The 19361-nt window shown below is 69.7% G+C and carries 25 protein-coding genes; 17 read left to right on the top strand and 8 right to left on the bottom strand.

The window, feature by feature from the left end; genetic code table 11:
• The 12 genes from VKQ35_RS02315 to VKQ35_RS02260 form a co-directional block, all read left to right on the top strand.
• Positions 1-181 (top strand): hypothetical protein (locus VKQ35_RS02315; protein ID WP_324358436.1); only part of this gene is annotated, 181 nt, incomplete at its 5' end.
• Positions 182-183: 2 nt separating this feature from the next.
• On the top strand, positions 184-507 hold the full coding sequence (locus tag VKQ35_RS02310; protein WP_324358435.1) for an STAS domain-containing protein: 324 nt from the start codon (positions 184-186) through the stop codon (positions 505-507).
• Positions 508-511: 4 nt separating this feature from the next.
• Positions 512-877 (top strand): response regulator, encoded by a 366-nt coding sequence (locus VKQ35_RS02305; protein ID WP_324358434.1) that lies wholly within the window; start codon positions 512-514, stop codon positions 875-877.
• Positions 878-899: 22 nt separating this feature from the next.
• Complete coding sequence (locus VKQ35_RS02300; RefSeq protein ID WP_324358433.1) at positions 900-3089, top strand: chemotaxis protein CheA; 2190 nt, start codon at positions 900-902, stop codon at positions 3087-3089.
• A gap of 5 nt (positions 3090-3094) precedes the next feature.
• Positions 3095-3571 (top strand): chemotaxis protein CheW, encoded by a 477-nt coding sequence (locus tag VKQ35_RS02295; RefSeq protein WP_324358432.1) that lies wholly within the window; start codon positions 3095-3097, stop codon positions 3569-3571.
• Complete coding sequence (locus VKQ35_RS02290; RefSeq protein WP_324358431.1) at positions 3568-4455, top strand: protein-glutamate O-methyltransferase; 888 nt, start codon at positions 3568-3570, stop codon at positions 4453-4455. Before VKQ35_RS02295 ends, VKQ35_RS02290 begins: the two co-directional genes overlap by 4 nt.
• On the top strand, positions 4452-5480 hold the full coding sequence (locus VKQ35_RS02285; RefSeq protein ID WP_324358430.1) for a chemotaxis response regulator protein-glutamate methylesterase: 1029 nt from the start codon (positions 4452-4454) through the stop codon (positions 5478-5480). The genes VKQ35_RS02290 and VKQ35_RS02285 overlap by 4 nt, the downstream gene beginning before the upstream one ends.
• A complete protein-coding gene (locus VKQ35_RS02280; RefSeq protein WP_324358429.1) occupies positions 5480-5869 on the top strand; it encodes a response regulator in 390 nt (129 codons plus the stop codon). The genes VKQ35_RS02285 and VKQ35_RS02280 overlap by 1 nt, the downstream gene beginning before the upstream one ends.
• Positions 5866-6459: a chemotaxis protein CheD gene (locus VKQ35_RS02275; RefSeq protein ID WP_324358428.1), complete on the top strand. Its 594-nt coding sequence runs from the start codon at positions 5866-5868 to the stop codon at positions 6457-6459. Before VKQ35_RS02280 ends, VKQ35_RS02275 begins: the two co-directional genes overlap by 4 nt.
• Complete coding sequence (locus VKQ35_RS02270; RefSeq protein ID WP_324358427.1) at positions 6459-6857, top strand: hypothetical protein; 399 nt, start codon at positions 6459-6461, stop codon at positions 6855-6857. Before VKQ35_RS02275 ends, VKQ35_RS02270 begins: the two co-directional genes overlap by 1 nt.
• A 3-nt stretch (positions 6858-6860) precedes the next feature.
• Positions 6861-7463 carry a response regulator gene (locus VKQ35_RS02265; protein ID WP_324358426.1) on the top strand — a complete coding sequence of 201 codons (603 nt, stop codon included), beginning with the start codon at positions 6861-6863 and terminating at the stop codon, positions 7461-7463.
• Positions 7460-7951: a hypothetical protein gene (locus tag VKQ35_RS02260; protein WP_324358425.1), complete on the top strand. Its 492-nt coding sequence runs from the start codon at positions 7460-7462 to the stop codon at positions 7949-7951. Before VKQ35_RS02265 ends, VKQ35_RS02260 begins: the two co-directional genes overlap by 4 nt.
• A 34-nt stretch (positions 7952-7985) precedes the next feature.
• Here VKQ35_RS02260 and VKQ35_RS02255 read toward each other — a convergent pair whose 3' ends face one another.
• A complete protein-coding gene (locus tag VKQ35_RS02255; RefSeq protein ID WP_324358424.1) occupies positions 7986-8300 on the bottom strand; it encodes a hypothetical protein in 315 nt (104 codons plus the stop codon).
• Positions 8301-8445: 145 nt separating this feature from the next.
• Between VKQ35_RS02255 and VKQ35_RS02250 the strand changes: the two genes are divergently transcribed.
• Both VKQ35_RS02250 and VKQ35_RS02245 read left to right on the top strand, forming a co-directional pair.
• Entirely contained in the window at positions 8446-8997 is a 552-nt protein-coding gene (locus tag VKQ35_RS02250) for a MarR family transcriptional regulator (RefSeq protein WP_324358423.1), read from the top strand.
• A gap of 146 nt (positions 8998-9143) precedes the next feature.
• Positions 9144-11414: a hybrid sensor histidine kinase/response regulator gene (locus tag VKQ35_RS02245; protein ID WP_324358422.1), complete on the top strand. Its 2271-nt coding sequence runs from the start codon at positions 9144-9146 to the stop codon at positions 11412-11414.
• Here the strand turns inward: VKQ35_RS02245 and VKQ35_RS02240 are convergent.
• The gene (locus tag VKQ35_RS02240; protein WP_324358421.1) at positions 11387-12616 is read right to left on the bottom strand and encodes a two-component system sensor histidine kinase NtrB; all 1230 of its coding nucleotides are present in this window, start codon (positions 12614-12616) and stop codon (positions 11387-11389) included. The genes VKQ35_RS02245 and VKQ35_RS02240 overlap by 28 nt on opposite strands.
• 83 nt (positions 12617-12699) lie before the next feature.
• On the opposite strand from VKQ35_RS02240, the gene VKQ35_RS02235 reads away from it, so the two are divergent.
• Positions 12700-13713, top strand: a complete 1014-nt coding sequence (locus VKQ35_RS02235; RefSeq protein WP_324358420.1) for an AraC family transcriptional regulator — start codon at positions 12700-12702, stop codon at positions 13711-13713.
• Between the two features lie 20 nt (positions 13714-13733).
• On the opposite strand, the gene VKQ35_RS02230 is transcribed toward VKQ35_RS02235, so the two are convergent.
• From VKQ35_RS02230 to VKQ35_RS02210, 5 genes are all read right to left on the bottom strand, one after another.
• Positions 13734-14432: a response regulator transcription factor gene (locus tag VKQ35_RS02230; RefSeq protein WP_324358419.1), complete on the bottom strand. Its 699-nt coding sequence runs from the start codon at positions 14430-14432 to the stop codon at positions 13734-13736.
• A gap of 90 nt (positions 14433-14522) precedes the next feature.
• The gene (locus VKQ35_RS02225) at positions 14523-15323 is read right to left on the bottom strand and encodes a response regulator (protein WP_324358418.1); all 801 of its coding nucleotides are present in this window, start codon (positions 15321-15323) and stop codon (positions 14523-14525) included.
• Positions 15324-15614: 291 nt separating this feature from the next.
• Positions 15615-16217 (bottom strand): TetR/AcrR family transcriptional regulator, encoded by a 603-nt coding sequence (locus VKQ35_RS02220; RefSeq protein ID WP_324358417.1) that lies wholly within the window; start codon positions 16215-16217, stop codon positions 15615-15617.
• Complete coding sequence (locus VKQ35_RS02215; RefSeq protein WP_324358416.1) at positions 16214-17236, bottom strand: glutathione S-transferase N-terminal domain-containing protein; 1023 nt, start codon at positions 17234-17236, stop codon at positions 16214-16216. Before VKQ35_RS02215 ends, VKQ35_RS02220 begins: the two co-directional genes overlap by 4 nt.
• The gene (locus tag VKQ35_RS02210) at positions 17233-17469 is read right to left on the bottom strand and encodes a hypothetical protein (RefSeq protein WP_324358415.1); all 237 of its coding nucleotides are present in this window, start codon (positions 17467-17469) and stop codon (positions 17233-17235) included. Before VKQ35_RS02210 ends, VKQ35_RS02215 begins: the two co-directional genes overlap by 4 nt.
• A 126-nt stretch (positions 17470-17595) precedes the next feature.
• On the opposite strand from VKQ35_RS02210, the gene VKQ35_RS02205 reads away from it, so the two are divergent.
• Together VKQ35_RS02205 and VKQ35_RS02200 are read left to right on the top strand one after the other, a co-directional pair.
• Entirely contained in the window at positions 17596-18510 is a 915-nt protein-coding gene (locus tag VKQ35_RS02205) for a haloalkane dehalogenase (RefSeq protein WP_324358414.1), read from the top strand.
• On the top strand, positions 18510-18923 hold the full coding sequence (locus tag VKQ35_RS02200) for a DUF1330 domain-containing protein (RefSeq protein ID WP_324358413.1): 414 nt from the start codon (positions 18510-18512) through the stop codon (positions 18921-18923). The genes VKQ35_RS02205 and VKQ35_RS02200 overlap by 1 nt, the downstream gene beginning before the upstream one ends.
• A 1-nt stretch (position 18924) precedes the next feature.
• Here VKQ35_RS02200 and VKQ35_RS02195 read toward each other — a convergent pair whose 3' ends face one another.
• Positions 18925-19359 (bottom strand): hypothetical protein, encoded by a 435-nt coding sequence (locus VKQ35_RS02195; protein WP_324358412.1) that lies wholly within the window; start codon positions 19357-19359, stop codon positions 18925-18927.
• Positions 19360-19361: the final 2 nt, after the last annotated feature.

Genomic DNA, 19361 nt, shown 5'->3' with positions numbered 1-19361 from the left:
GCGGCTGATCTCCCGCTTCGAGCTGGGGGACAGGGCCGCTCAGCCGCAGGCCCAGCACGCCCCGGCCCAGCACGCTCCGGCCCCGCAGCACCGCCCCGTGCCGCAGATGAAGACGGCTGGCGTCAGGGGCGGGGCCGCGCCGGCCTTCGACACCCACGAAGACAGCTGGGACGAGTTTTAGGCATGAGCCCCTCCGACGAAACCCCCTCCGACGGCGCCCCTTCCGAAGACTGGGCGGCCACCCCGCTGGTTCTGGCCGATAGCCTCGACCTGACGGCGGCGGCGCCCCTGGCGGCCGAACTGCTCGCCGCCCGCGGAAAGCCCGCGATCCTCGACGCCTCGGGCGTGCAGCGGCTGGGGGCCCAGTGCCTGCAGATCCTGCTCGCCGCCCGGGCGCTCTGGTCGAGCGACGGCCAGCCCTGGCGGCTGGTCGACCCCTCGCCGGAATTCACCGACGCCGTGGCCCTGATGGGCTGCCCCCACCTCGCCCTCGCGACGCAGGACTGATCCCATGAGCATGACCGTTCTCACCGTCGACGACTCCCGCACCATGCGCGAGATGCTGCGCCTGGCGCTGACCGACGCCGGCTACCGCGTGGTGCAGGCCGAGGACGGCCTCCACGGGCTGGAAGTCCTGGCGGCCGAGGCCCCCGAGGTGATCGTCACCGACATCAACATGCCGCGCATGGATGGCTTCGGCTTCATCGAGGAAGTCCGGTCCGATCCGCACTACCGCGGCGTGCCGATCCTGGTGCTGACCACCGAGAGCGACGCCGAGAAGAAGAACCGCGCCCGGATGGCCGGCGCCACCGGCTGGATCGTCAAGCCCTTCAACCCTGTGAAGCTGGTGGACGCGATCCGCCGCGTCGCCGCCTGAACCTGAACCGGACGCACCCGTCATGGATCCCCTAGCGGCTATTCGCGAAACCTTCTTCCAGGAATGCGAGGAACAGCTCGCCGAACTGGAGAGCGGCCTGCTGGCCATGGAGGCCGGCGACACCGATCCGGAGACGATCAACGCCGTCTTCCGCGCGGTGCACTCGATCAAGGGCGGCGCCGGGGCTTTCAGCCTCGAGGCGCTGGTCCGCTTCGCCCACGTGTTCGAAACCGCGTTGGACGAGATGCGTTCGGGCCGGCTGACGCCGACGCCGGAGTCGCTTAAGACCATGCTGCGCGCGGCCGACGTGCTGGCCGACCATGTGCGCGCCGCGCACGACGGCGGCAGCGTCGACGAGGCCCACACCGCGGCGCTGGCCGAGGAGCTGAAGGCGCTCGGTCCCGACGGCGCCGGCGCCGAGGACGAGGGCGGCGAGGACGACTGGGGCGACTTCGAATTCACGCCGATGTCGATCGAGGCGCCTGCGGCGCCCGCCGTCGCGGGCTGGCAGGTGCGGTTCAAGCCGCGCGCCGATCTCTACGCCAAGGCCAATGAGGCGGCGCTCCTGCTGCGCGAGCTTGCCCGTCTGGGCGAGACGCAGGTGGAGCTGGACGACAGCGCGCTTCCGGCGCTGACCGACCTCGACCCCGAGGCGGCCTACCTGGCCTGGAACGTGACCTTGAGCGGCGAGGCCGACGAGGCCGCGGTCCGCGAAGTCTTTGAATTCGTCGACGGCGACTGCGAGCTGGAGGTCACGCCGATCTGTGGCGCCCCAGATGGCGGCGCCGAGGGCGGCGGCCTCGATCCTACCCCTGACGAAACCCTTCAAGATCCCGGCGAGACCCTGGATATCGGCGCCCTCTTGGCGCGCGTTCAGGCCGTGGCGGACCCCCCTCCGTCCACGCCTGAAGTGTCTCCCGGCGCGCCGGCCCCGGCTGTTGCGGCGACCCTGGCAGAACCGTCCCCCCCTGACGGCCAAGGTCAACCGCGCAAGCCGGAGGCCGGCGCCACCATCCGCGTCGACCTGGAACGCGTCGACCGGCTCATCGACCTGGTCGGCGAGCTGGTGATCAACCAGGCGATGCTGTCCCAACGGGTCATGGAGGCGGGCTTCGCGCGCGCCTCCGGCGTCGCCATGGGCCTCGACGAGCTCGAGCAGCTCACGCGCGAGATCCAGGACAGCGTCATGGCGATCCGGGCGCAACCGGTGAAGTCGGTGTTCCAGCGCATGCCCAGACTGGTCCGCGAAGTCGCGGCCATGACCGGCAAGCCGGTGCGCCTGGTCACCGAGGGCGAGGGCACCGAGGTCGACAAGACGGTCATCGAGCGCCTGGCCGATCCGCTGACGCACATGATCCGCAACGCCATCGACCACGGTCTGGAAAGCCCGGAGAAGCGCGAGGCGGCGGGGAAGCCCGCGGAAGGCGTGGTGCGCCTGACCGCCGCCCACCGGTCCGGCCGCATCGTCATCGAGGTCGCCGACGACGGCGGCGGCATCAACCGCGAGCGGGTCAAGGCGATCGCCGTGGAGAAGGGCCTGATCGCGCCCGACGCGCCGCTCTCCGACGAGGAGATCGACAACCTGATCTTCATGCCGGGCTTCTCGACGGCGAGCGAGGTTTCCGACATCTCCGGCCGCGGCGTCGGCATGGACGTGGTCAAGCGCTCGATCCAGGCGCTGGGCGGACGGATCACCATTTCGTCCCGCCCCGGCAAGGGTTCGACCTTCACCATGAGCCTGCCGCTGACGCTGGCCGTGCTCGACGGCATGGTGGTGTCGGTGCAGGGCCAGACCCTGGTCGCGCCGATCACCGCCATCGTCGAGACCCTGCTGCCCAAGCCAAGCGACGTGCACAGCCTGGGCGGCCACGCCCGGGTGATCGCGATCCGCGAGAGCTACACGCCGCTGATCGACGTCGGCATGGCGCTGGGCTACCGCACCACGCCGCTCGATGCGACGCAGGGCGTGGCCCTGCTGATCGAAGGCGAGGGCGGCGCGCGCGCGGCCCTGCTGGTCGACGCCATCCAGGGCCAGCGCCAGGTGGTCATCAAGAGCCTCGAAGCCAACTACCGGCAGGTGCCGGGCGTGGCCGCCGCCACCATCCTGGGCGATGGCCGCGTGGCCCTGATCCTCGACATCGACACCATCGTCGCGGTCTCCCGCGGCGCCGACTCCCTCCGCGCAGAAAAGCGCTTGGCGGCTACAGGCTGAACCTCATGACCCAGACGCATTCTCAGGCCAATCCGACCGCGGGGTCGCTCCGCGAACTGATCTCGTTCCGCATCGGCGCCCAGGAGTTCTGCGTCGACATCATGGCGGTGCGCGAGATCCGCGGCTGGACCGCCGCGACCGCCCTGCCTCAGTCGCCGTCCTTCGTCCGTGGCGTGATCAATCTGCGGGGCGCGGTGCTGCCGATCGTCGACCTGGCCGCGCGGCTGGGCTTCGAGGGCTCCGACACCAGCGAGCGCTCGGTGATTATCGTCGCCCAGATCGGCGAGCAGGTCGTGGGCCTGCTGGTCGACGCGGTGAGCGACATCCTGACCGTCACCGACGACGTGATCCAGCCGACGCCGGACGTGGCCTCCGACACGGCCAAGACCTTCGTGCGCGGCCTGCTCGCCATCGACGGGCGGATGATCAGCCTGATCGGCCTTGAGCGCGTCCTGCCGGACCTCGATCTCGAGGCCGCATGAGCCCGCAAGCCGCCCTGAAGCGCCGAGAGCCGGCCATGGTCGAAGGCGAATTCGTCTTCACGGAAGGCGATTTCCGCAAGATCGCCGCCATGGTGCATGGCGACGCCGGCATCGCCCTGCACGAGACCAAGGCGACCCTGGTCTATTCGCGCCTGGCCAAGCGGCTGCGCGCGCTGGGGCTGGCGAGCTTCCAGGACTATTGCGCCCTGGTCGCCGGCAAGGACGGCCTCGACGAGCGGCAGAAGATGCTGGCGGCGCTGACCACCAACGTCACCCGCTTCTTCCGCGAGCCGCACCATTTCGACCACCTGCGCGACAAGGTCCTGCCGCCGCTGCTGAGCGCGGCGCGGGCGGGCGGCAAGATCCGCATCTGGTCGGCGGCCTGTTCGAGCGGGCAGGAGCCCTATTCGGCGGCCATGACCATCCTGGCCGCGGCGCCGGACGCGCCGAGCCTCGACATCAAGATCCTGGCCACGGACATCGATCCCAACATGGTCGCCGAGGCGCGCCAGGGGATCTATACGCCCTCGCTGCTCGCCGGCATTCCCGACGACCTGCGCCGCCGCTGGACCGCGCCCTCGGCCCACCGCCCGGGCTCGGTGCAGATCGCCGAGGAGGCGCGCGCGCTGATCACCTTCAATGAGCTGAACCTGATCGGCGACTGGCCGATGAAGGGAAAGTTCGACGCGATCTTCTGCCGCAACGTGGCGATCTACTTCGACGACGACACCCAGGCGCGCCTGTGGAGCCGGTTCGCGCCACTGCTGAAGGTCGGCGGCCATCTCTATATCGGCCATTCTGAACGCGTCGCCGGCCCGGCCGCCAGCGCCTTCGAGCCGGACGGTATCACCACCTACCGCCTGACACGGGAGATGGTGCGATGATCCGTACCCTGATCGTCGACGACTCCGCGACCATGCGGAGCCTGATTCGCGCGGCCCTGTCGGCCGACCCGGAGATCCAGGTGGTTGGAGAAGCCGCCGATCCGCTGCAGGCCCGTGAAGCCATCAAGGCGCTGAATCCTGACGTCATCACTCTCGACGTCGAGATGCCGAACATGAACGGCATCGACTTCCTCGAACGGTTGATGCGGCTTAGGCCGATGCCGGTCGTGATGGTCTCGACGCTGACCACCCGCGGCGCGGAGGCGACGCTGGCGGCGCTCGAGCTGGGCGCGGTCGACTGCGTGGCTAAGCCGGCCGCCAACACGCCGCACGCCTTCGACGTGCTCGTCGACAAGGTCCGCACCGCGGCCAACGCCCGGGTCCGCCCGCGCGGCGCGCCCGCGGCCGCCACGCCCTGCGCCAGCCAGGGCGAGTTCGCGCCGGGCGACCGGGTGGTGGCGATCGGTTCGTCCACCGGCGGGGTCGAGGCCCTGCTGACGCTGATTGAACACCTGCCGGCCAACTGCGCGCCAACGGTGATCACCCAGCACATGCCGGCGACCTTCACCAAGAGCTTCGCCGAGCGCCTGAACCGCACCTGCGCGGCCGAGGTGCGCGAGGCGCGCGACGGCGATCCGCTGGCGCCCGGCAAGGTGTTCCTGGCCCCCGGCGGGGACAGCCATCTGGAGATCGACGGGGTCAACCACCTGCGCTGCCGCGTGGCGCCGGGCCCGCCGGTCAGCGGCCATTGCCCCTCGGTCGACCGGCTTTTCGAGTCCGTGGCGCGCGTCGCCAAGGGCCGCGGCCTCGGCGTCATCCTCACCGGCATGGGCCGCGACGGCGCCAAGGGCCTGCTCGCCATCCGCGACGCCGGCGGCCGCACCCTGGGCCAGAACGAGGGCACCTGCGTGGTCTACGGCATGCCCAAGGCCGCCTTCGAACTCGGCGCCGTCGAACGCCAGCTGCCGCTGGAAAAGATCGGACCCGCCATCCGTCAACTCACCAACCGAGAAGGGCCGCGCTGATGCCTGCCGCAGCGACCATCAATTGCCTCGTCGTCGATGACCAGCAGACCATCCGCTCGCTCGTGCGCAGCGGCCTGCAGGAGCTTGGCTTCAAGACTATCCACGAAGCCATCGACGGCGAAGAGGGCCTGCGCCAGATGCTGACGCGTCCGTTCGGCCTGGTGATTTCGGACTTCAACATGCCCAAGCTCGACGGCCTGGGCCTGCTGCGCGCGGTGCGCTCGCACCCGCCGATCCAGAAGACCGCCTTCATCATGCTGACCGGCCGGGCCGACAAGGACCTGGTGCAGCGCGCCGTGCAGTTCGGCGTCAACAACTACCTGGTGAAGCCGTTCACCGTCGCGATCCTGCAAGAGAAGATTGAAGCGGTCTTCGGCAAGCTGACATGAGCCCTGTCGCCGCCGCCACGCCCAACAGCGATTGGGAGCCGGAACGCCGCGCCATCGGCGCCGAACCGCGCAAGGTCCATGTGATCCAGGGTGAGTACTATGTGTCCGACGAGCCGGACCTGGTGCTGACCACGATCCTGGGGTCCTGCGTGGCGGCCTGCGTGCGCGACCCGGTGGCCGGCGTCGGCGGCATGAACCATTTCCTGCTGCCCGGCGAGACCGGTGGCGAGGGGCTGCGCTACGGCGTCCAGTCGATGGAACTGCTGGTCAACGCCCTGCTGCGCCGCGGCGCCCGGCGCGACCGGCTGGAGGTCAAGCTGTTCGGCGGCGCGCGGCTGATCGACGGGCTCACCGACGTGGGCTCGCAGAACGCCGCCTTCGCCGAGCGTTTCGTGCGCGATGAAGGCCTGCAGGCGGCCGGCGGCTCGCTGCGCGGCCAGCAGGCGCGGCGCATCCAGTACTGGCCGGTGAGCGGCAGGGCCCGTCAGGTCCTGCTGGAGTCCGCCGGCTCCAAGGTCTTCGCCGCCGAGCGTCCCCGCGCCGTCGCCCCGCCCGCGCCGGAACAATCCGGCGCCCTGGAGCTCTTCTGATGCCTGCTTGCGAGTCATACGACGGCCCCGCCTTGCGCCCGCTGGCCGAGCCCCTGCGGCTGGCGGCCATCGAGCTGGCCGACCTGGCGCGGCTTTCCGATCAGCTGCAGCGCGCGATCGGGCGGCTGACCGAGACCCAGGGCGCGCCCGACGCCGCCTTCCTCACCGAGGCCCAGGCCGCCGACCTGCTCAGCCAGCGCCTGGAGGGCATGGCCGCCTTCCTGCGGGTGATCGCCGCCTCGGCGCCGGAAAACGTCACCACCGACGTCTATGCCGCGGTGATGAACCTGACGCTGGCCGAACAGGCGCGGCGGCTCTCCGGGCTGCCGCCGGCCGCCGAACTGCCCTTCGCCGAGCCGCCGCAGAGCTGCGGCGAGCTGCAGCTCTTCGGGGACTAGGCCGTGTCCGACCTCCCGTTCCGCCGCCAGGAACGCGTCAACCTGTCGACCGCCGAGGTGCTGATCGTCGGTGGCGACCCGGACGGCGTGGAGATCCTGGCGCAGATGTTCGCCGGCTTCGGCGTGCACACCCCGCGCCGCTGCTCCTCCGGCGCGGAGGCCATGACCGTGGTCGGCGAGCGCGACATCAACCTGGTGGTGGTCGACAGCGCTCTGGAAGACACCGACGGCTACGATTTCATCAAATGGCTGCGCCGCTGCGGCTCGCCCAACGCCTGGGCGCCGACCATCCTGGTCACCGGCCACACCACGCCCTCGCAGATCTTCCGCGGCCGCGACGCGGGCGCGAGCTTCGTGGTCCGCAAGCCCGTGCCGCCGCTGGTGATGATGCAGCGCATCGTCTGGCTGCTGAATGATCCTCGGTCCTTCGTGACCTCGCCCGGCTACTACGGCCCCGACCGCCGCGTCCGCTCGGTCGGCCCGCCGGTGGGCATGAAGGGCCGCCGGCACGACGACCTCTCCGTGGAAGTCGGCGAGGCCAAGACACCCAACCTCGAGCAGGACGAGATCGACGCCCTGTTCCAACCGAAGGCGGTCATCCGATGACAGCGGCAAAAACGCCCCTGGCGAAAGTGTTCAAGGTGGAGAACCGGCTGGCCAAGCTGGCCCGTTCGCCCGGCGGCAAGACCGTCGAGGAAGCCGTGACCTCGGCCGAGCAGCGGATCGAGTCCGTGCGCGAGCGCTGCGTGGCGGCGCTGGCGCTGAAGGCCGAGCAACTGGCGGAGACGGCGGCGGGCGACCGTGACGCGCTGGCGTCGGAAACCCTCGACGGGCTCTACAACATCAGCAATGCGATCTTCGGCGTGGCCGGGGTCTATGGGCTGGAGGCGCTCGCCGAGGCGGCCTGCAGCCTGTGCGATCTGCTGCACGGCTTCCGCAATGGCGAGACGGTGAACTGGTCGGCGGTGGACGTGCACGTGGACGGCATTCGCCTGCTGGCGACCGGCCGGGTCGATGGCGCCTCGGAGGGCGCGGCGTCGGTGCTGGAAGGCCTGCGCCGGGTGCGGGCGCGGTTCGTGCCGGTGGTAATTTAGGACCGGACGATCTGGCGGCGACGCCGCCGCGGCGTCAGGCGTGCAGGGCGTCGGCGGCGTTGACCAGGGCGCGCTCCAGGGCCCGAACCCTCAAGGCTTCGGCGGGCGCGCGCTGCAGGTCCTGGCGGGCGCCCTCGACGATATCCAAGGTGCGTTGCGGCGCGTCCAACTGGGCGCAGCGGTTGGCCTCATCCTCCAGCGCCGCATCGGCGGCGGTGTTGAGGAGGGGCGACAAGGCGGCCAGCGCACGCAGCGTCGCGCGGCTCAGCGCCAGCGCCGCCTGCAAGTCCGCATCCATCGCGCGCAGAGCGCCATTATCGTCTTCGGCGACGGCGAGTTTTTCGCGCACAGCAGGGGCTCCTCAAGCGGTGACGCAACGGCATAGCTGCGGCCGGTTAATCGAACCTAAAAATGTGCATTTGCACCTAATGTATAGCGGAATATCCGAATTGCTCATTGTGGCGTTGTGCGAAATGCCGTTGAGTGCGGCCCCAATGACACGTTCCACGCCACCCACCCCGCCCGACCAAACCCCCGATCAGGTCATCGATCCGGACGGCGAGCTGCCGCTGGGGGCGTCGGAGTATTTCTTCTATCTGTTGTTCCAGGTGGCCCGGCAGCGGGACCTCTTTTGCGACAAGGCGCTGGCGGCCTGCGGCCTCAATATGGCGCAGTGGAGGTCGCTGGCGATCGTGCGGCGGATGGAGGTCTGCACCATGAGCTCGCTCGCCCGCTATTCGACGATCGAGCGGACCACCCTGACCCGCGCGGTGGACCAGCTGGTGGGGCGCGGCCTGGTCGAGCGCTGGGTGCCGGAAAGCGACCGCCGCCAGGTGAACCTGTCGCTGAGCGAGCTGGGCGAGCAGGCGTTCGCCCAAGGCGCCGCCATCCTCGACCCGCACAACGTGCATCTGCTGCGCGACGAGGCGCCGAGCCAGATGCGCCACGCCATGGCGGTGCTGCAGAACACGCTGCGCAAGCTGGCCGGCAACGAGATCCTGGCCGCGGACCTGCTGAATTTCGGCGGTGGACCGGGGCGCGGCTGAAGTCCGGGGATTTAGGAATTCCCATGTTTTCCCACTTTTAACGATCAATTATCGCTCGAAGGGCATTCTCTGGGGCCGTTCCACTGGAATTGTGCTGTGCCCCGCTTATCGCTTCGCCTGCCATTGCCGATCGGCGCGTTCCCCCGATGACGCGCGACGCCGCGATCCCTCACGCCGATCCGGACCTCGACGCCTTCGGGCGGGCGCTCGCCTGGCGCGCCAGCACGTTCTGGGAGCGCTGCGCCTGGGCGGCGCTGGTCGCGGTGTTGTCCTGGTTCGGCGGCCGCCACGATCTGGTCGCCGCCTGGTTGGTGGTGTCGTTGGGCTGCGGGGCCCTCGAAAGCCGGCTCAGCACGTGGCTGCTGCAGCGTCCGCGCACGCCCCGCGCCTCGGCGCTGGTGGCGGCGAGCTGGGCCGCATCGGCCGGCAGCTTCGCACTCGCCGCGATCCTGCTGTCCTGGCCCGCGACGACAGTGCACCTGGCCGAGGCGGTGCTGATCCTGTGCGCCGCCAGCCTCAACAATGCGATGATGTGCAGCGGCTCCAGGTTGGCCACCGCCGCGCTGGTGACCCCGAGCGCGGCGCTGCTCACGCTCGGGCCGCTAACGGCCTGGCTGATCGGCTATCCGATCGCGCGTCTCGACGTCGCCCTGATGGCGGTCGCCAGCGCCGCTTTCGTTGTCTTCATCATCCGGATGGGCGGCGCCTTCTACAGCCGTAGCCTGGCGCTCAAGGCGGCGCTCGACGGCCTGGCGCGGCACAGCGCGCTGGCGCTCGAAGCCGGCCGCGAGGCGCAGGACGGGCGGCTGCGCTGGGAGATGATCTTCCACCACAGCCCCATGGCCCTGCTGTGCGTCGACGCCTCGCGCCTCTACCAGGCCCTGGAGATCGATGGCCTCCTGGCCGGCGCCCGGATTGGCGACCGTCTGCGCGAGACGTTCTCGTCGATCGACGAGGTGTTTGCGCTCATCACCGTGCTGGAGAGCAATCAGGTCGCGCGCGACTTGTGCGGCGAACAGTTGGCGCAGCCGCACCTGACGCAGGCCACGCTGGACACCCTCTGCGAGGCCTTGAACAGCATTACCGAAGGGGGCGACCTGCCGGCGTTTTCCGCCGGAGTCATCCGCCCGGATGGCCAGGTCGTGGAAGTCGAGGCGCATTTCCGCGTGGCGCCGGGCCCGGGCGCGCCCTGGAGCCTGTGCATGTCGACCTATGTCGATGTCACCGCCGCGCGCACCGCCGCGCGCGAGCAGCAGGAGGCCCTGCAGGCCGCCGAGATCGCCAACCGCGCCAAGAGCGACTTTCTGACGGTGATCAGCCACGAGATCCGCACGCCTCTGAACGGCGTGCTGGGCATGGCCCAGGCCATGGCGCTGAACCCGCTCTCCAAGCTGCAGCGCCAGAGGCTGCGGGTGATCAGCGACTCGGGCTCGGCGCTGCTGACCATCGTCGACGACCTGCTGGACCTGTCGCGGATCGAAGCCGGCGGCCTGCAGATCGTGCGCGAGGACTGCGACCTCACCGCGCTCGTGGAGAGCGTGCATACCGCCTACGCCGCCGAAGCGGTGGCCAAGGGCCTGTCCTTCATCCTCGACCTCGATCCCGCCGCGGCCGGCCGTTACCAGGCCGATCCGGGACGGGTGCGCCAGATCCTCGGCAACCTGATCTCCAACGCCATCAAGTTCACCCACACGGGTGAAGTGCTCGTGCGGTTGGCTCGGACTGCGGGCGGCGTCAGTCTGGAGGTCAACGACACGGGCATCGGCATTCCGCCGGACCGCGCCGCGGCGCTGTTCGAGAACTTCACCCAGGCCGATTCCTCGATGACCCGCCGCTATGGCGGCGCAGGCTTGGGCCTCGCTATCTGCCGCCGGCTCGCGCTGGCGATGGGCGGCGACGTGCGCGTCTGCAGCCTGCCCGGGCGCGGCAGCCAGTTCGGCGTCGACCTGCCGATGACCCCCAGCCGCGCGCAACCCGCCGAGGCCGCGCCGGCGGCCTCGAGCCCCGGGCCGCTGCAGGTCCTGGCCGCCGAGGACAATCCGGTGAACCAGATGGTGCTGAAAGCCCTGCTGGCGCAGATCGGCATCGACCCGGTGTTCGTGGAGAACGGACAGGAGGCGGTGCGCGCCTGGGAACAGGCCCACTGGGACGTGATCCTGATGGACGTCCAGATGCCGGTGATGGATGGCCAGGCGGCGACGCGGCGCATCCGCGAGCGCGAGGCGCAGCTTGGCCGGCCGATGACGCCGATCATCGCGGTCACCGCCAACGCCATGATCCACCAGATCGCCAGCTACCGCGCCGCGGGCATGAACGAAGTGGTCTCCAAGCCGATCAATGTGGAGGCCCTGTTCACGGCCATCCTGGGCGCGGTGACCCTATCGGATTTTCACCCCACGGCGGCCGCGGTCGCCTGATCCGCCGGCGCGGTCGCCGGAGCGGGGGTTCGGGGCAGGAAGATCCGCACCCGCGTTCCGCACCCGGGCTGGCTGTCGATCTCGAGGCGCCCGCCGGACTGGCTGGCGAAGCCGTGGGTCGTGCTGAGGCCCAGGCCCGAGCCCTTGCCGTCCGGCTTGGTGGTGAAGAACGGTTCGAGCGCGCGCGCGTGGGTTTCGGCCGACATGCCCTCGCCGGTGTCGCTGACCGAGAAGACCACATAGGCCGGTGCGCCGGCGGCGGCGCAGTCCTCCGACGCGGCCTTGACGGTGATGCGCCCGCCGGCCGACATGGCGTCGCGGGCGTTGATGCACAGATTGAGCAGCGCCGAGGTCAACTGGGCGTGGTCGGCTAGGCAGAACAGCGGCCGCTCGGGGACCTCAAGGTCGATCTCGATCGCCTTGGAGAGCGTGCGTTCAAGGATCGGCGACAGGTCGCGCAGGAAGGCGCCGCAGTCGATGGCGCTCGGCGCCAGCGGTTGCGTTCGGGCAAAGGCCAGGAGCCGCGCCACCAGGTCCGAACCACGCTCGGCGGTGTCGAGGGCGAGCAGCGCCGCCGACTGCAGCTCGGGGTCCTGTCCCAGCGCCGTGGCGAGGTTTTCCGTCGCACCGATGATCACGCCCAGGAGGTTGTTGAAGTCGTGAGCGATGCCGCCGGTCAGCCGCCCGAGCGCCTCCATCTTCTGCGCCTGGCGCAGACGGTCTTCGGCCAGCTTCTGCACGGTGACCTCGTGGCCCTGGCAGAAGACGCCGTAGATCGCCCCGCTCGCGTCGCGCAGAGGCGCCAGGACAAAGTCGCCGAAGGCTTCCTCGTCGGGGCCGCCCGGCGTGCGGTTGATCAACAGGCGGCTGTTGCGCACCACGCGAGGCTCGCCGCACGCATAGACCGCGTCGAGCAGCGCGCCGAAGCCGCGCGAGTAGCCGCGCTTCAGCCCCTCGCGGGCCGGACGGCCGACGATCGCCGCGGTCAGGCCGGTGAAGGCGAGGTAAGCGGGGTTGGCCATCTCCACGACGTGGTCGGGCCCGACGAAGACGATCATGCAGCCCGGCGCCTGGGCGAACAGCTCGCGCAGACGCCCGACTTCGCCAACCCGGCGGCGGGGCGGGCGCGACGAAAGCGCGCGGTCGGCGAACGCTGTCGCGGGGCCTTCAAGGGGGAATTCGGGAGGAAGCGGCGGAATCACGGCGCGATGCTCTTAAGGGTGGACTTGATTTTACGGGACATCAGGCGACTGAATTCGACATCAGTGCAGCCTTGGGGGGCACGATGGCGCATCTCGCGCGCAGTGCAGGTCTGACCGGTTTCGTCGAACTGGCGCTTTCGCTGGGCATCGACCCCTACAAGATCGCCGGCGAGGCGGGCGTGCCGGCGGCGGCGTTCAACGATCCGGACATGCGGATCCCGGCGCGCGCCATCAGCCTGATGCACGAACTGGCGGCGGAACGCTCGGGCGCCGACGACTTCGGTCTGCGGCTCGCCGAGACCCGCCGCCTGTCCAATCTGGGTCCGGTCGCCCTCTTGATCCGCGAGCAGCCCAACCTGCGCGCCGCGCTGGCGCAGCTTCGGCGCTACGTCTGGCTGCAGAACGACGCCCTTTCGGCCAGTCTGGAGGAGATGGGCGACATCGCCGTCATGCGGCTGCACACGCCGCCCTGGACTGGCCGGCAGAGCGTCGAGATCGCCGTCGGTGTCGGCGTGCGCCTGGTCCGTGAGCTGCTGGGCGAGAGCTGGCGGCCGCTGGAGGTGCATGTGCCGCACGCCGCGCCGGCCAAGCTCGACAGCTATCTGCGGGCCTATGGCGTGATCCCGCTGTTCGATCAGGACTTCATCGGGTTGGTGCTGTCGCGCGCCGACCTGGACCGCCCGATCGGCGCCGCCGACCCGGCCATGGCCCGCCAGGTGGTCCGTTACCTGGAGCAGATCGCCGCCAGCCGCGGCTCCAGCTTCAGCGACAAGGTGGGCGAGATGATCGTCCTGCTGCTGCCCGACGGCGGGGTGACCGTCGAGCGGGTGGCGCAGCGCCTGGCCATGGACCGCAGGACCCTGCACCGGCGGCTGGTCGCGGAGGGCACGACCTTCTCCGAGCTGCTCAACGCCGCGCGCCGCGAGGTGGCCGAGCCGCTGCTGGCGCGCAGCGAGCGGTCGTTCCAGCACGTCGCCGACCTTCTGGGCTTCTCCAGCCTGAGCGCGTTCGCCCACTGGTTCCGTCGCCAGTTCGGCTCGACGGCCAGCGCCTATCGCGCCCGCCATGCGCGGGAGCTCGGCGCCCCGGTCAGCTAGGCCCAGGCCCCGCCGACGGGTCATGCCGCACGCTTGGCCGGGATCTCGTCGGGGTCGCGCATCACATAGCCGCCGCCCCAGACCGTCTCGATGTGCTGGCGATCGGAGACCGCGGCCAGCTTCTGGCGCAGCTTGCAGATGAAGACGTCGATGATCTTGCCGCCGGGCTCGTCCATGCCGCCGTAGAGGCTGGTGAGGAAGACATCCTTGTGCAGGGTCTTGCCGCGGCGCAGCGCGAGCAGTTCCAGCGTCTGATATTCCTTGCCGGTCAGATGCACGCGGGCCCCGTTCACGTACACGGTGCGCGAGTCCAGGTTGAGCGCGATGTCGCCGACGGTGATGATCGACTCCGCATGGCCCGAGGCGCGGCGGATCACGGCGCGCAGGCGCGCGGTCAGCTCGTCCTTGTGGAAGGGCTTGACCAGATAGTCGTCGGCGCCGCCGGAGAAGGCGCGGACCTTCATCGCCACGTCGGACGAGCCGGTGAGGACGATGACCGGAATCTTGCTGCCGGCGCGGCGCAGGCCGCGCAGCACGTCCAGGCCGCTCATGTCGCCCAGGTTCAGGTCCAGGAGGACGGCGTCGTAGTCGTAAGAGAGCGCCAGATCGAGGCCCTCCTCGCCATCGGCGACGGTCTCGACGTTGAACTTCTCGGCGGTGAGCATCAGCTCGACGCTGCGGGCCGACGAACGGTCGTCTTCAATCAAGAGTACGCGCATTTCAGGTCTCCTCCGGTTGGGTTTTGGGCAGGCAGGGTCGCTCGGCGGCGCGTTCTCGGCCGCCGGGGGTGTCTTTGCAGAGCGGGCCGCCTATCGGCTGGCGGCGAGTCTCCGTGGTTCGGGAGCGTGGGGTTCGGGGCTATGCGGTTCGGCGTCGTCTTCGCCGGTCGGGGTCAGGGTCGGGGTCAGGGGCGGACGGTCGAGCACGACCCGGGCGGCCATGATCAGCGAGGACATGCGGAACGGCTTGGCCAGCACCTCGTCGGCGCCCAGTTCGTGCGCCCAGACCAGGAAGTTCTGGCTGCGCCCGTAGTGGCCGCCGCCGGAGATGGCGATGACCTTGGTGGCGGGCGAACAGCGCCGGGCCTCGAGGATCGCGCCGATCCCCTCCATCTCCGGCATGACGATGTCGGTCACCATCAGGTCGGGCTTGATCGACTTGACCATTTCGACGCCCAGGCGGCCGTTGCGGGCCGAAAAGGTCTGGAAGCCTTCGCGCGCAAAGGCCGCGGTCAGCAGCATCAGGAGGTCCGGGTCGTCCTCGACCACCAACACCTTGCGCGGCCGCTCGGCGCCGAACATCTCGTCGTCGCGCGCGGGGGCCATCCTCAGGCTCGCGACCAGGTCGGCGGCGCGGTCGGCGGCCAGGATCCCGACCCGGGCCAGCTCCGCATGCTGCGGGCAGTCCGACAGGTTCTCCGCCAGGGACTCGCAGACCCCGATGATCACCGCGAGCAACTCATAGAGATCGCGGGTTGGTAGATCGCGCGAAGGGCTGCCGGAGGCCTGGGGGGCGACCTCCGGCAGCGGCGCGTCGGCGGTGGGGGGAACCGCCGAGACGTTGGAATCCGCGGGCGACACACGACGATCGTTGAGAAACTCTGGGCGCATTGCGACCTTTGATTCCAAAAGGGTTTTCGCTTGTGGAGCCACCCAGTAAAAGGGCTCGGACCTGGTGGTCGTTCGCCCAATTCCCGTGGGGGTGATTCGGCGGTGTGCCTACATGGTTAACGGCGGCTTAGCTTGCTTGGCCGGGACAGATATTTGTTTATCCGGGACATGATGCGTGCATTTGCACTTAATTTACAGGGTACGGATAAAATCGTTCGCTGAACGGGTTCAGGAGCCCGGTTCAGCGCTCCCACGGCGTCGCGCGGAGGCGGGCCGCGTCCGGTTCAGCGCCTACTCCAGCAGCCGCCTGACCGCGGTCTCCAGCACTTCACGGGCGCGCTTGGGCGTCAGGCCCTGCTCGCGGCGCAGGCGTGACCAGGTCTCGAAACTGAGCAGCAGGTCGAGGATTTCCAGCTTCGGCTGATCGCGGGCGACGGCCGGGGGCAGCTGGCGCTTGAGGATGGCGCGGAGCGCGGCGGCGAAGTCGAGATTGTCGGCGTCGAGGAACTTGGAGCGGTAGCGGAACACCGCGGAAGCCCGCAGGAACGGCCCGATCTTCTCGAAGGCCCAGGCGCGGCGGCCGATCAGCTCGACCACCCGCTCGCGCCAGTCCTGCGACTTGAACGGCGTCTCGGCGGCGCCGTGCAGCTCCTTAGCGATGACGACGGACATTTCGCGGTAGAGGCTGTCCATATCCTGGAAGTGGCGGAAGACGGTGCGCAGGCCGACGTCGGCGCGTTGGGCGACCTGCTCGGCGCTGGGCGCGACCTCGCCGGCGTGGATGATCTCCAGCATGGCCGCGACGATCTTGGCGCGGTTGTCCTCGCCGCGCCGGCGGCGGCCGTCCTTGGCGGGGAAGGCTTCGTTGGGTCTGGCCGCGGGGGCGCCGCTCACGCGAAGAGGCCCGAAAGGCCGGCGGGGCCGAGGATGGCGTCCACCTGGCCGCGCGCCTGGCCGGGCAGGGCGTCGCGCGATTGGCGAAGCCAGCCCAGGCACTTGGCCTGGTAGGGGAACGGGTTCTGGGTCCAGGGCTGGCCGTCGACCTGCGCGGTCACCTCGGCCGCGCCGCTCATCACCGCCTGGGCGTTGGCCAGCATCACCGGCGGATAGGTGGCGCCGATCTCGGCCAGGATGGCGGTGAGCGTTGCGGGGATCGGGTCCATGGAAATCCAATCGGCGTCGGCGGGCTCCAGGCCCGACAGGTCCTCCATCATACCGGTCCAGGCGGTGACCCGGGGCGCGATCTTCAGCGCCAGCGCGGCGGGCGTCGGATCGAACTCGGCGAGCTGGGTCAGCTGGCCGAAGACCGCGAAGTCGCAGGATCCCGGCCGCTCGCCCATCAGGTAGGAATGGCGCCGCAGATGATCCTCGAACACCGTCAGGAAGCGGCGGTAGCTGGCCTCGATCACCGGCCCGGTGATGGCGTTGGAGCCGACGTAGCGCAGCCGGCCGATCTGGCGCTGCGAGAACATCGCGCCGGCCTGGGCCAGCGCCTCATCCGGCACGCTGTAGCCGCGCCAGCAGGGCAGGATGGCGGCGGCCTTGGCGATGTCGCCGGCATAGGCCCAGCGATAGTGGAACATGGCCTTGGTCAGCCATTCGTCGGCGTAGTCCTCGATCAGCTCGTTGAGGAAGGCCAGCGCCGGGTCGGCCGGGACCAGGCTGCGGCCGGCGTACTCTTTCTCGAACCGCCGGATCAGCGGCGTGGAGTCGGTGACCGCCTGCAGCTCGCCCGCTTCGTCGGGCAGGTAGAAGGTCGGCAGCAGCGAGACCTTGGGCCTGGGCAGGTCGCGCATCACCGGATTGTTCGGCAGGATGAAGCGGTAGGGGATGCGCCGGTAGCGCAGCACGGCCAGCATCTTGCGGGTGTAGGGCGAGCCCGGCGCGCCGGAGAGGGCGATGGCTTGGGTCATGCGCTCATATCTCCGGTCATGGGGCTCCAGTCAGCGATCGCGGCCGCCGCCTCGGGCGCAGTGGGGTAGACGAGGATGTCATGGGTGATAGCCGCCAGGTTCGCCTTGCCGCCGGCCAAGGCGGCCTTGTGCTGGACCCGCACCAGCGAGATGGGCCCTCGCAAGCCCGAGACCAGGCAGCCGACGATCGCCAGGCCCACGACTACGAGGGCGATGATCCGCCACAGCTTCATCGAGACCTCCTCAAGGACCGGCCGATCCGCGCCGGCCAAGCTTGACGATGGGATTAAGTAGTGACACTCATATTGCCACTATATTCGACGCTGGCCGGCGCCGAGTCAAGCTTGAGGAGCAGTGCGATGGAGATCCTACGGACGCCGGACGAGCGGTTCGCCGGCCTCGCCGACTGGCCCTACGCGCCGCGCTACGCCACCGTGGTCGACGCCGACGGGACGCAGCTGCGCCTGCACTATGTGGACGAGGGGCCGCGCGACGGGGCGGTCGTGCTGCTGATGCACGGCGAGCCGTCCTGGGCCTATCTCTACCGCAAGATCATCGCCGCTCTGGTGGCCAAGGGACGCCGGGTGATCGCGCCCGACCTGATCGGCTTTGGCCGCTCCGACAAGCCGGCGCAGCGCGGCGACTACACCTATGAACGCCACGTGGCCTGGATGAGCCACTGGCTGCTGCAGATGGAGCTCGAGGACGTCACCCTGTTCTGCCAGGACTGGGGCGGCCTCATCGGGCTTAGGCTGGTGGCGGCGTTCCCGGAGCGGTTCGCAGGCGTGGTCGTGGCCAACACCGGCCTGCCGGCGGGGACGGGGCTGTCCGAAGGCTTCAAGGCCTGGCTCGATTTCAGCCAGAAGGTTCCGGTGCTGCCGATCGGTTTCATCCTGAACGGCGGCTGCGTCCGCGACCTGAGCGAAGCGGAGATCGCCGCCTATGAGGCGCCGTTCCCGGACGAGAGCTACAAGGAGGGCGCTCGCCAGTTCCCGACTCTCGTGCCGATCACCCCGCAGCACGCCTCGGTCGCCGAGAACGAGGCCGCCTGGAAGGTGCTGGAGCGGTTCGACAAACCGCTGATCACTGCGTTCAGCGACGGCGACGCGGTGACCCGCGGCGGCGAGGCGGCCTTCCAGGCCCGCGTGCCGGGCGCCAAGGACCAGCCGCATGTGACCCTCTCAGGCGGCCACTTCCTGCAGGAAGACAGCCCCGCCGAGATCGCCGCCCTGATCGAAGGCATGATCGTGCGCCGCGCCAAGGGGTTCGCCTGATGCAGGTGGTCAACCAGGTGACGCCCGACATGGCCCGCGCCATGGCGTTCTTCGGCGGCGCCGAGGACGGGCCGTTCGTGATGGTCAACCTCTTGAAGTTCCACGACCGTGCGAAATACGAGGACGGCGACCGGGGCCTGAGCGGCCAGGAGGCCTACATGCTCTACGGCGAGGCCGTGCGGAAGCTGGTCGAGGGCCTGGGCGGAAAGGTCCGCTACCAGGGCCGTGTCACCGGCCTGATGCTGGGCGAGGTGGAAGAGCTGTGGGACGTGGTGGCGCTGGCCGAATACCCGTCGCTGGAAGCCTTCCGGAACATGGCCATGTCGCCGGAGATGCACGCCATCGAGCATCATCGGAAGGCCGGCCTGGCGGGCCAACTCAACATCCGGACCAAGCCCGGCGAGGGGTTCTAGCTCAGGCCTTCTTGGGACGCAGAGACAGGACCAGGAACACCGCCGCCAGGACGACGGCGACCGGGCTCGCATAGTGCTCCGGCGGGTGGTGGCCGCCCGCCGGCGGGATGAGGATCCAGCCCTGCAGCGCCATCAGCCCGCGCTCGACAATGACCATGGCCAGGAACAGCGGGGTCAGCGGCCGATAGCGCAGGGCCACCAGCAGCATCGGAATGCCGAGCGCCAGTTGCGTCGCGCCCTCCCAAGCGAAGACGCCGCGCACCAGGTCGGCGCGGTCGCCCATGTCCAGGTGGGCGATCACGCCCGCGCCGCCGTCCGGCAGGAAGCTGTGGATCAGGCCCGGGGCCAGCGTCAGGATCGCGGCGAGGCCCAGGAACCAGGGCGACAGCGGCGAGCCCCGATAGTCGGCATTGGTCGACGGCGGCAGGAAGCTCATCG

The sequence above is a fragment of the Phenylobacterium sp. genome, from assembly GCF_035309685.1.
Lineage (GTDB): Bacteria > Pseudomonadota > Alphaproteobacteria > Caulobacterales > Caulobacteraceae > Phenylobacterium.
This window is presented reverse-complemented; position numbering and strand designations above follow the sequence as displayed.

Coding starts and splice junctions, on each gene's coding strand:
- VKQ35_RS02310 (WP_324358435.1), top strand. CDS start 184: ATGAGCCCCTCCGACGAAACCCCCTCCGACGGCGCCCCTTCCGAAGAC.
- VKQ35_RS02305 (WP_324358434.1), top strand. CDS start 512: ATGAGCATGACCGTTCTCACCGTCGACGACTCCCGCACCATGCGCGAG.
- VKQ35_RS02300 (WP_324358433.1), top strand. CDS start 900: ATGGATCCCCTAGCGGCTATTCGCGAAACCTTCTTCCAGGAATGCGAG.
- VKQ35_RS02295 (WP_324358432.1), top strand. CDS start 3,095: ATGACCCAGACGCATTCTCAGGCCAATCCGACCGCGGGGTCGCTCCGC.
- VKQ35_RS02290 (WP_324358431.1), top strand. CDS start 3,568: ATGAGCCCGCAAGCCGCCCTGAAGCGCCGAGAGCCGGCCATGGTCGAA.
- VKQ35_RS02285 (WP_324358430.1), top strand. CDS start 4,452: ATGATCCGTACCCTGATCGTCGACGACTCCGCGACCATGCGGAGCCTG.
- VKQ35_RS02280 (WP_324358429.1), top strand. CDS start 5,480: ATGCCTGCCGCAGCGACCATCAATTGCCTCGTCGTCGATGACCAGCAG.
- VKQ35_RS02275 (WP_324358428.1), top strand. CDS start 5,866: ATGAGCCCTGTCGCCGCCGCCACGCCCAACAGCGATTGGGAGCCGGAA.
- VKQ35_RS02270 (WP_324358427.1), top strand. CDS start 6,459: ATGCCTGCTTGCGAGTCATACGACGGCCCCGCCTTGCGCCCGCTGGCC.
- VKQ35_RS02260 (WP_324358425.1), top strand. CDS start 7,460: ATGACAGCGGCAAAAACGCCCCTGGCGAAAGTGTTCAAGGTGGAGAAC.
- VKQ35_RS02250 (WP_324358423.1), top strand. CDS start 8,446: ATGACACGTTCCACGCCACCCACCCCGCCCGACCAAACCCCCGATCAG.
- VKQ35_RS02245 (WP_324358422.1), top strand. CDS start 9,144: ATGACGCGCGACGCCGCGATCCCTCACGCCGATCCGGACCTCGACGCC.
- VKQ35_RS02235 (WP_324358420.1), top strand. CDS start 12,700: ATGGCGCATCTCGCGCGCAGTGCAGGTCTGACCGGTTTCGTCGAACTG.
- VKQ35_RS02230 (WP_324358419.1), bottom strand. CDS start 14,432: ATGCGCGTACTCTTGATTGAAGACGACCGTTCGTCGGCCCGCAGCGTC.
- VKQ35_RS02225 (WP_324358418.1), bottom strand. CDS start 15,323: ATGCGCCCAGAGTTTCTCAACGATCGTCGTGTGTCGCCCGCGGATTCC.
- VKQ35_RS02215 (WP_324358416.1), bottom strand. CDS start 17,236: ATGACCCAAGCCATCGCCCTCTCCGGCGCGCCGGGCTCGCCCTACACC.
- VKQ35_RS02210 (WP_324358415.1), bottom strand. CDS start 17,469: ATGAAGCTGTGGCGGATCATCGCCCTCGTAGTCGTGGGCCTGGCGATC.
- VKQ35_RS02205 (WP_324358414.1), top strand. CDS start 17,596: ATGGAGATCCTACGGACGCCGGACGAGCGGTTCGCCGGCCTCGCCGAC.
- VKQ35_RS02200 (WP_324358413.1), top strand. CDS start 18,510: ATGCAGGTGGTCAACCAGGTGACGCCCGACATGGCCCGCGCCATGGCG.
- VKQ35_RS02195 (WP_324358412.1), bottom strand. CDS start 19,359: ATGAGCTTCCTGCCGCCGTCGACCAATGCCGACTATCGGGGCTCGCCG.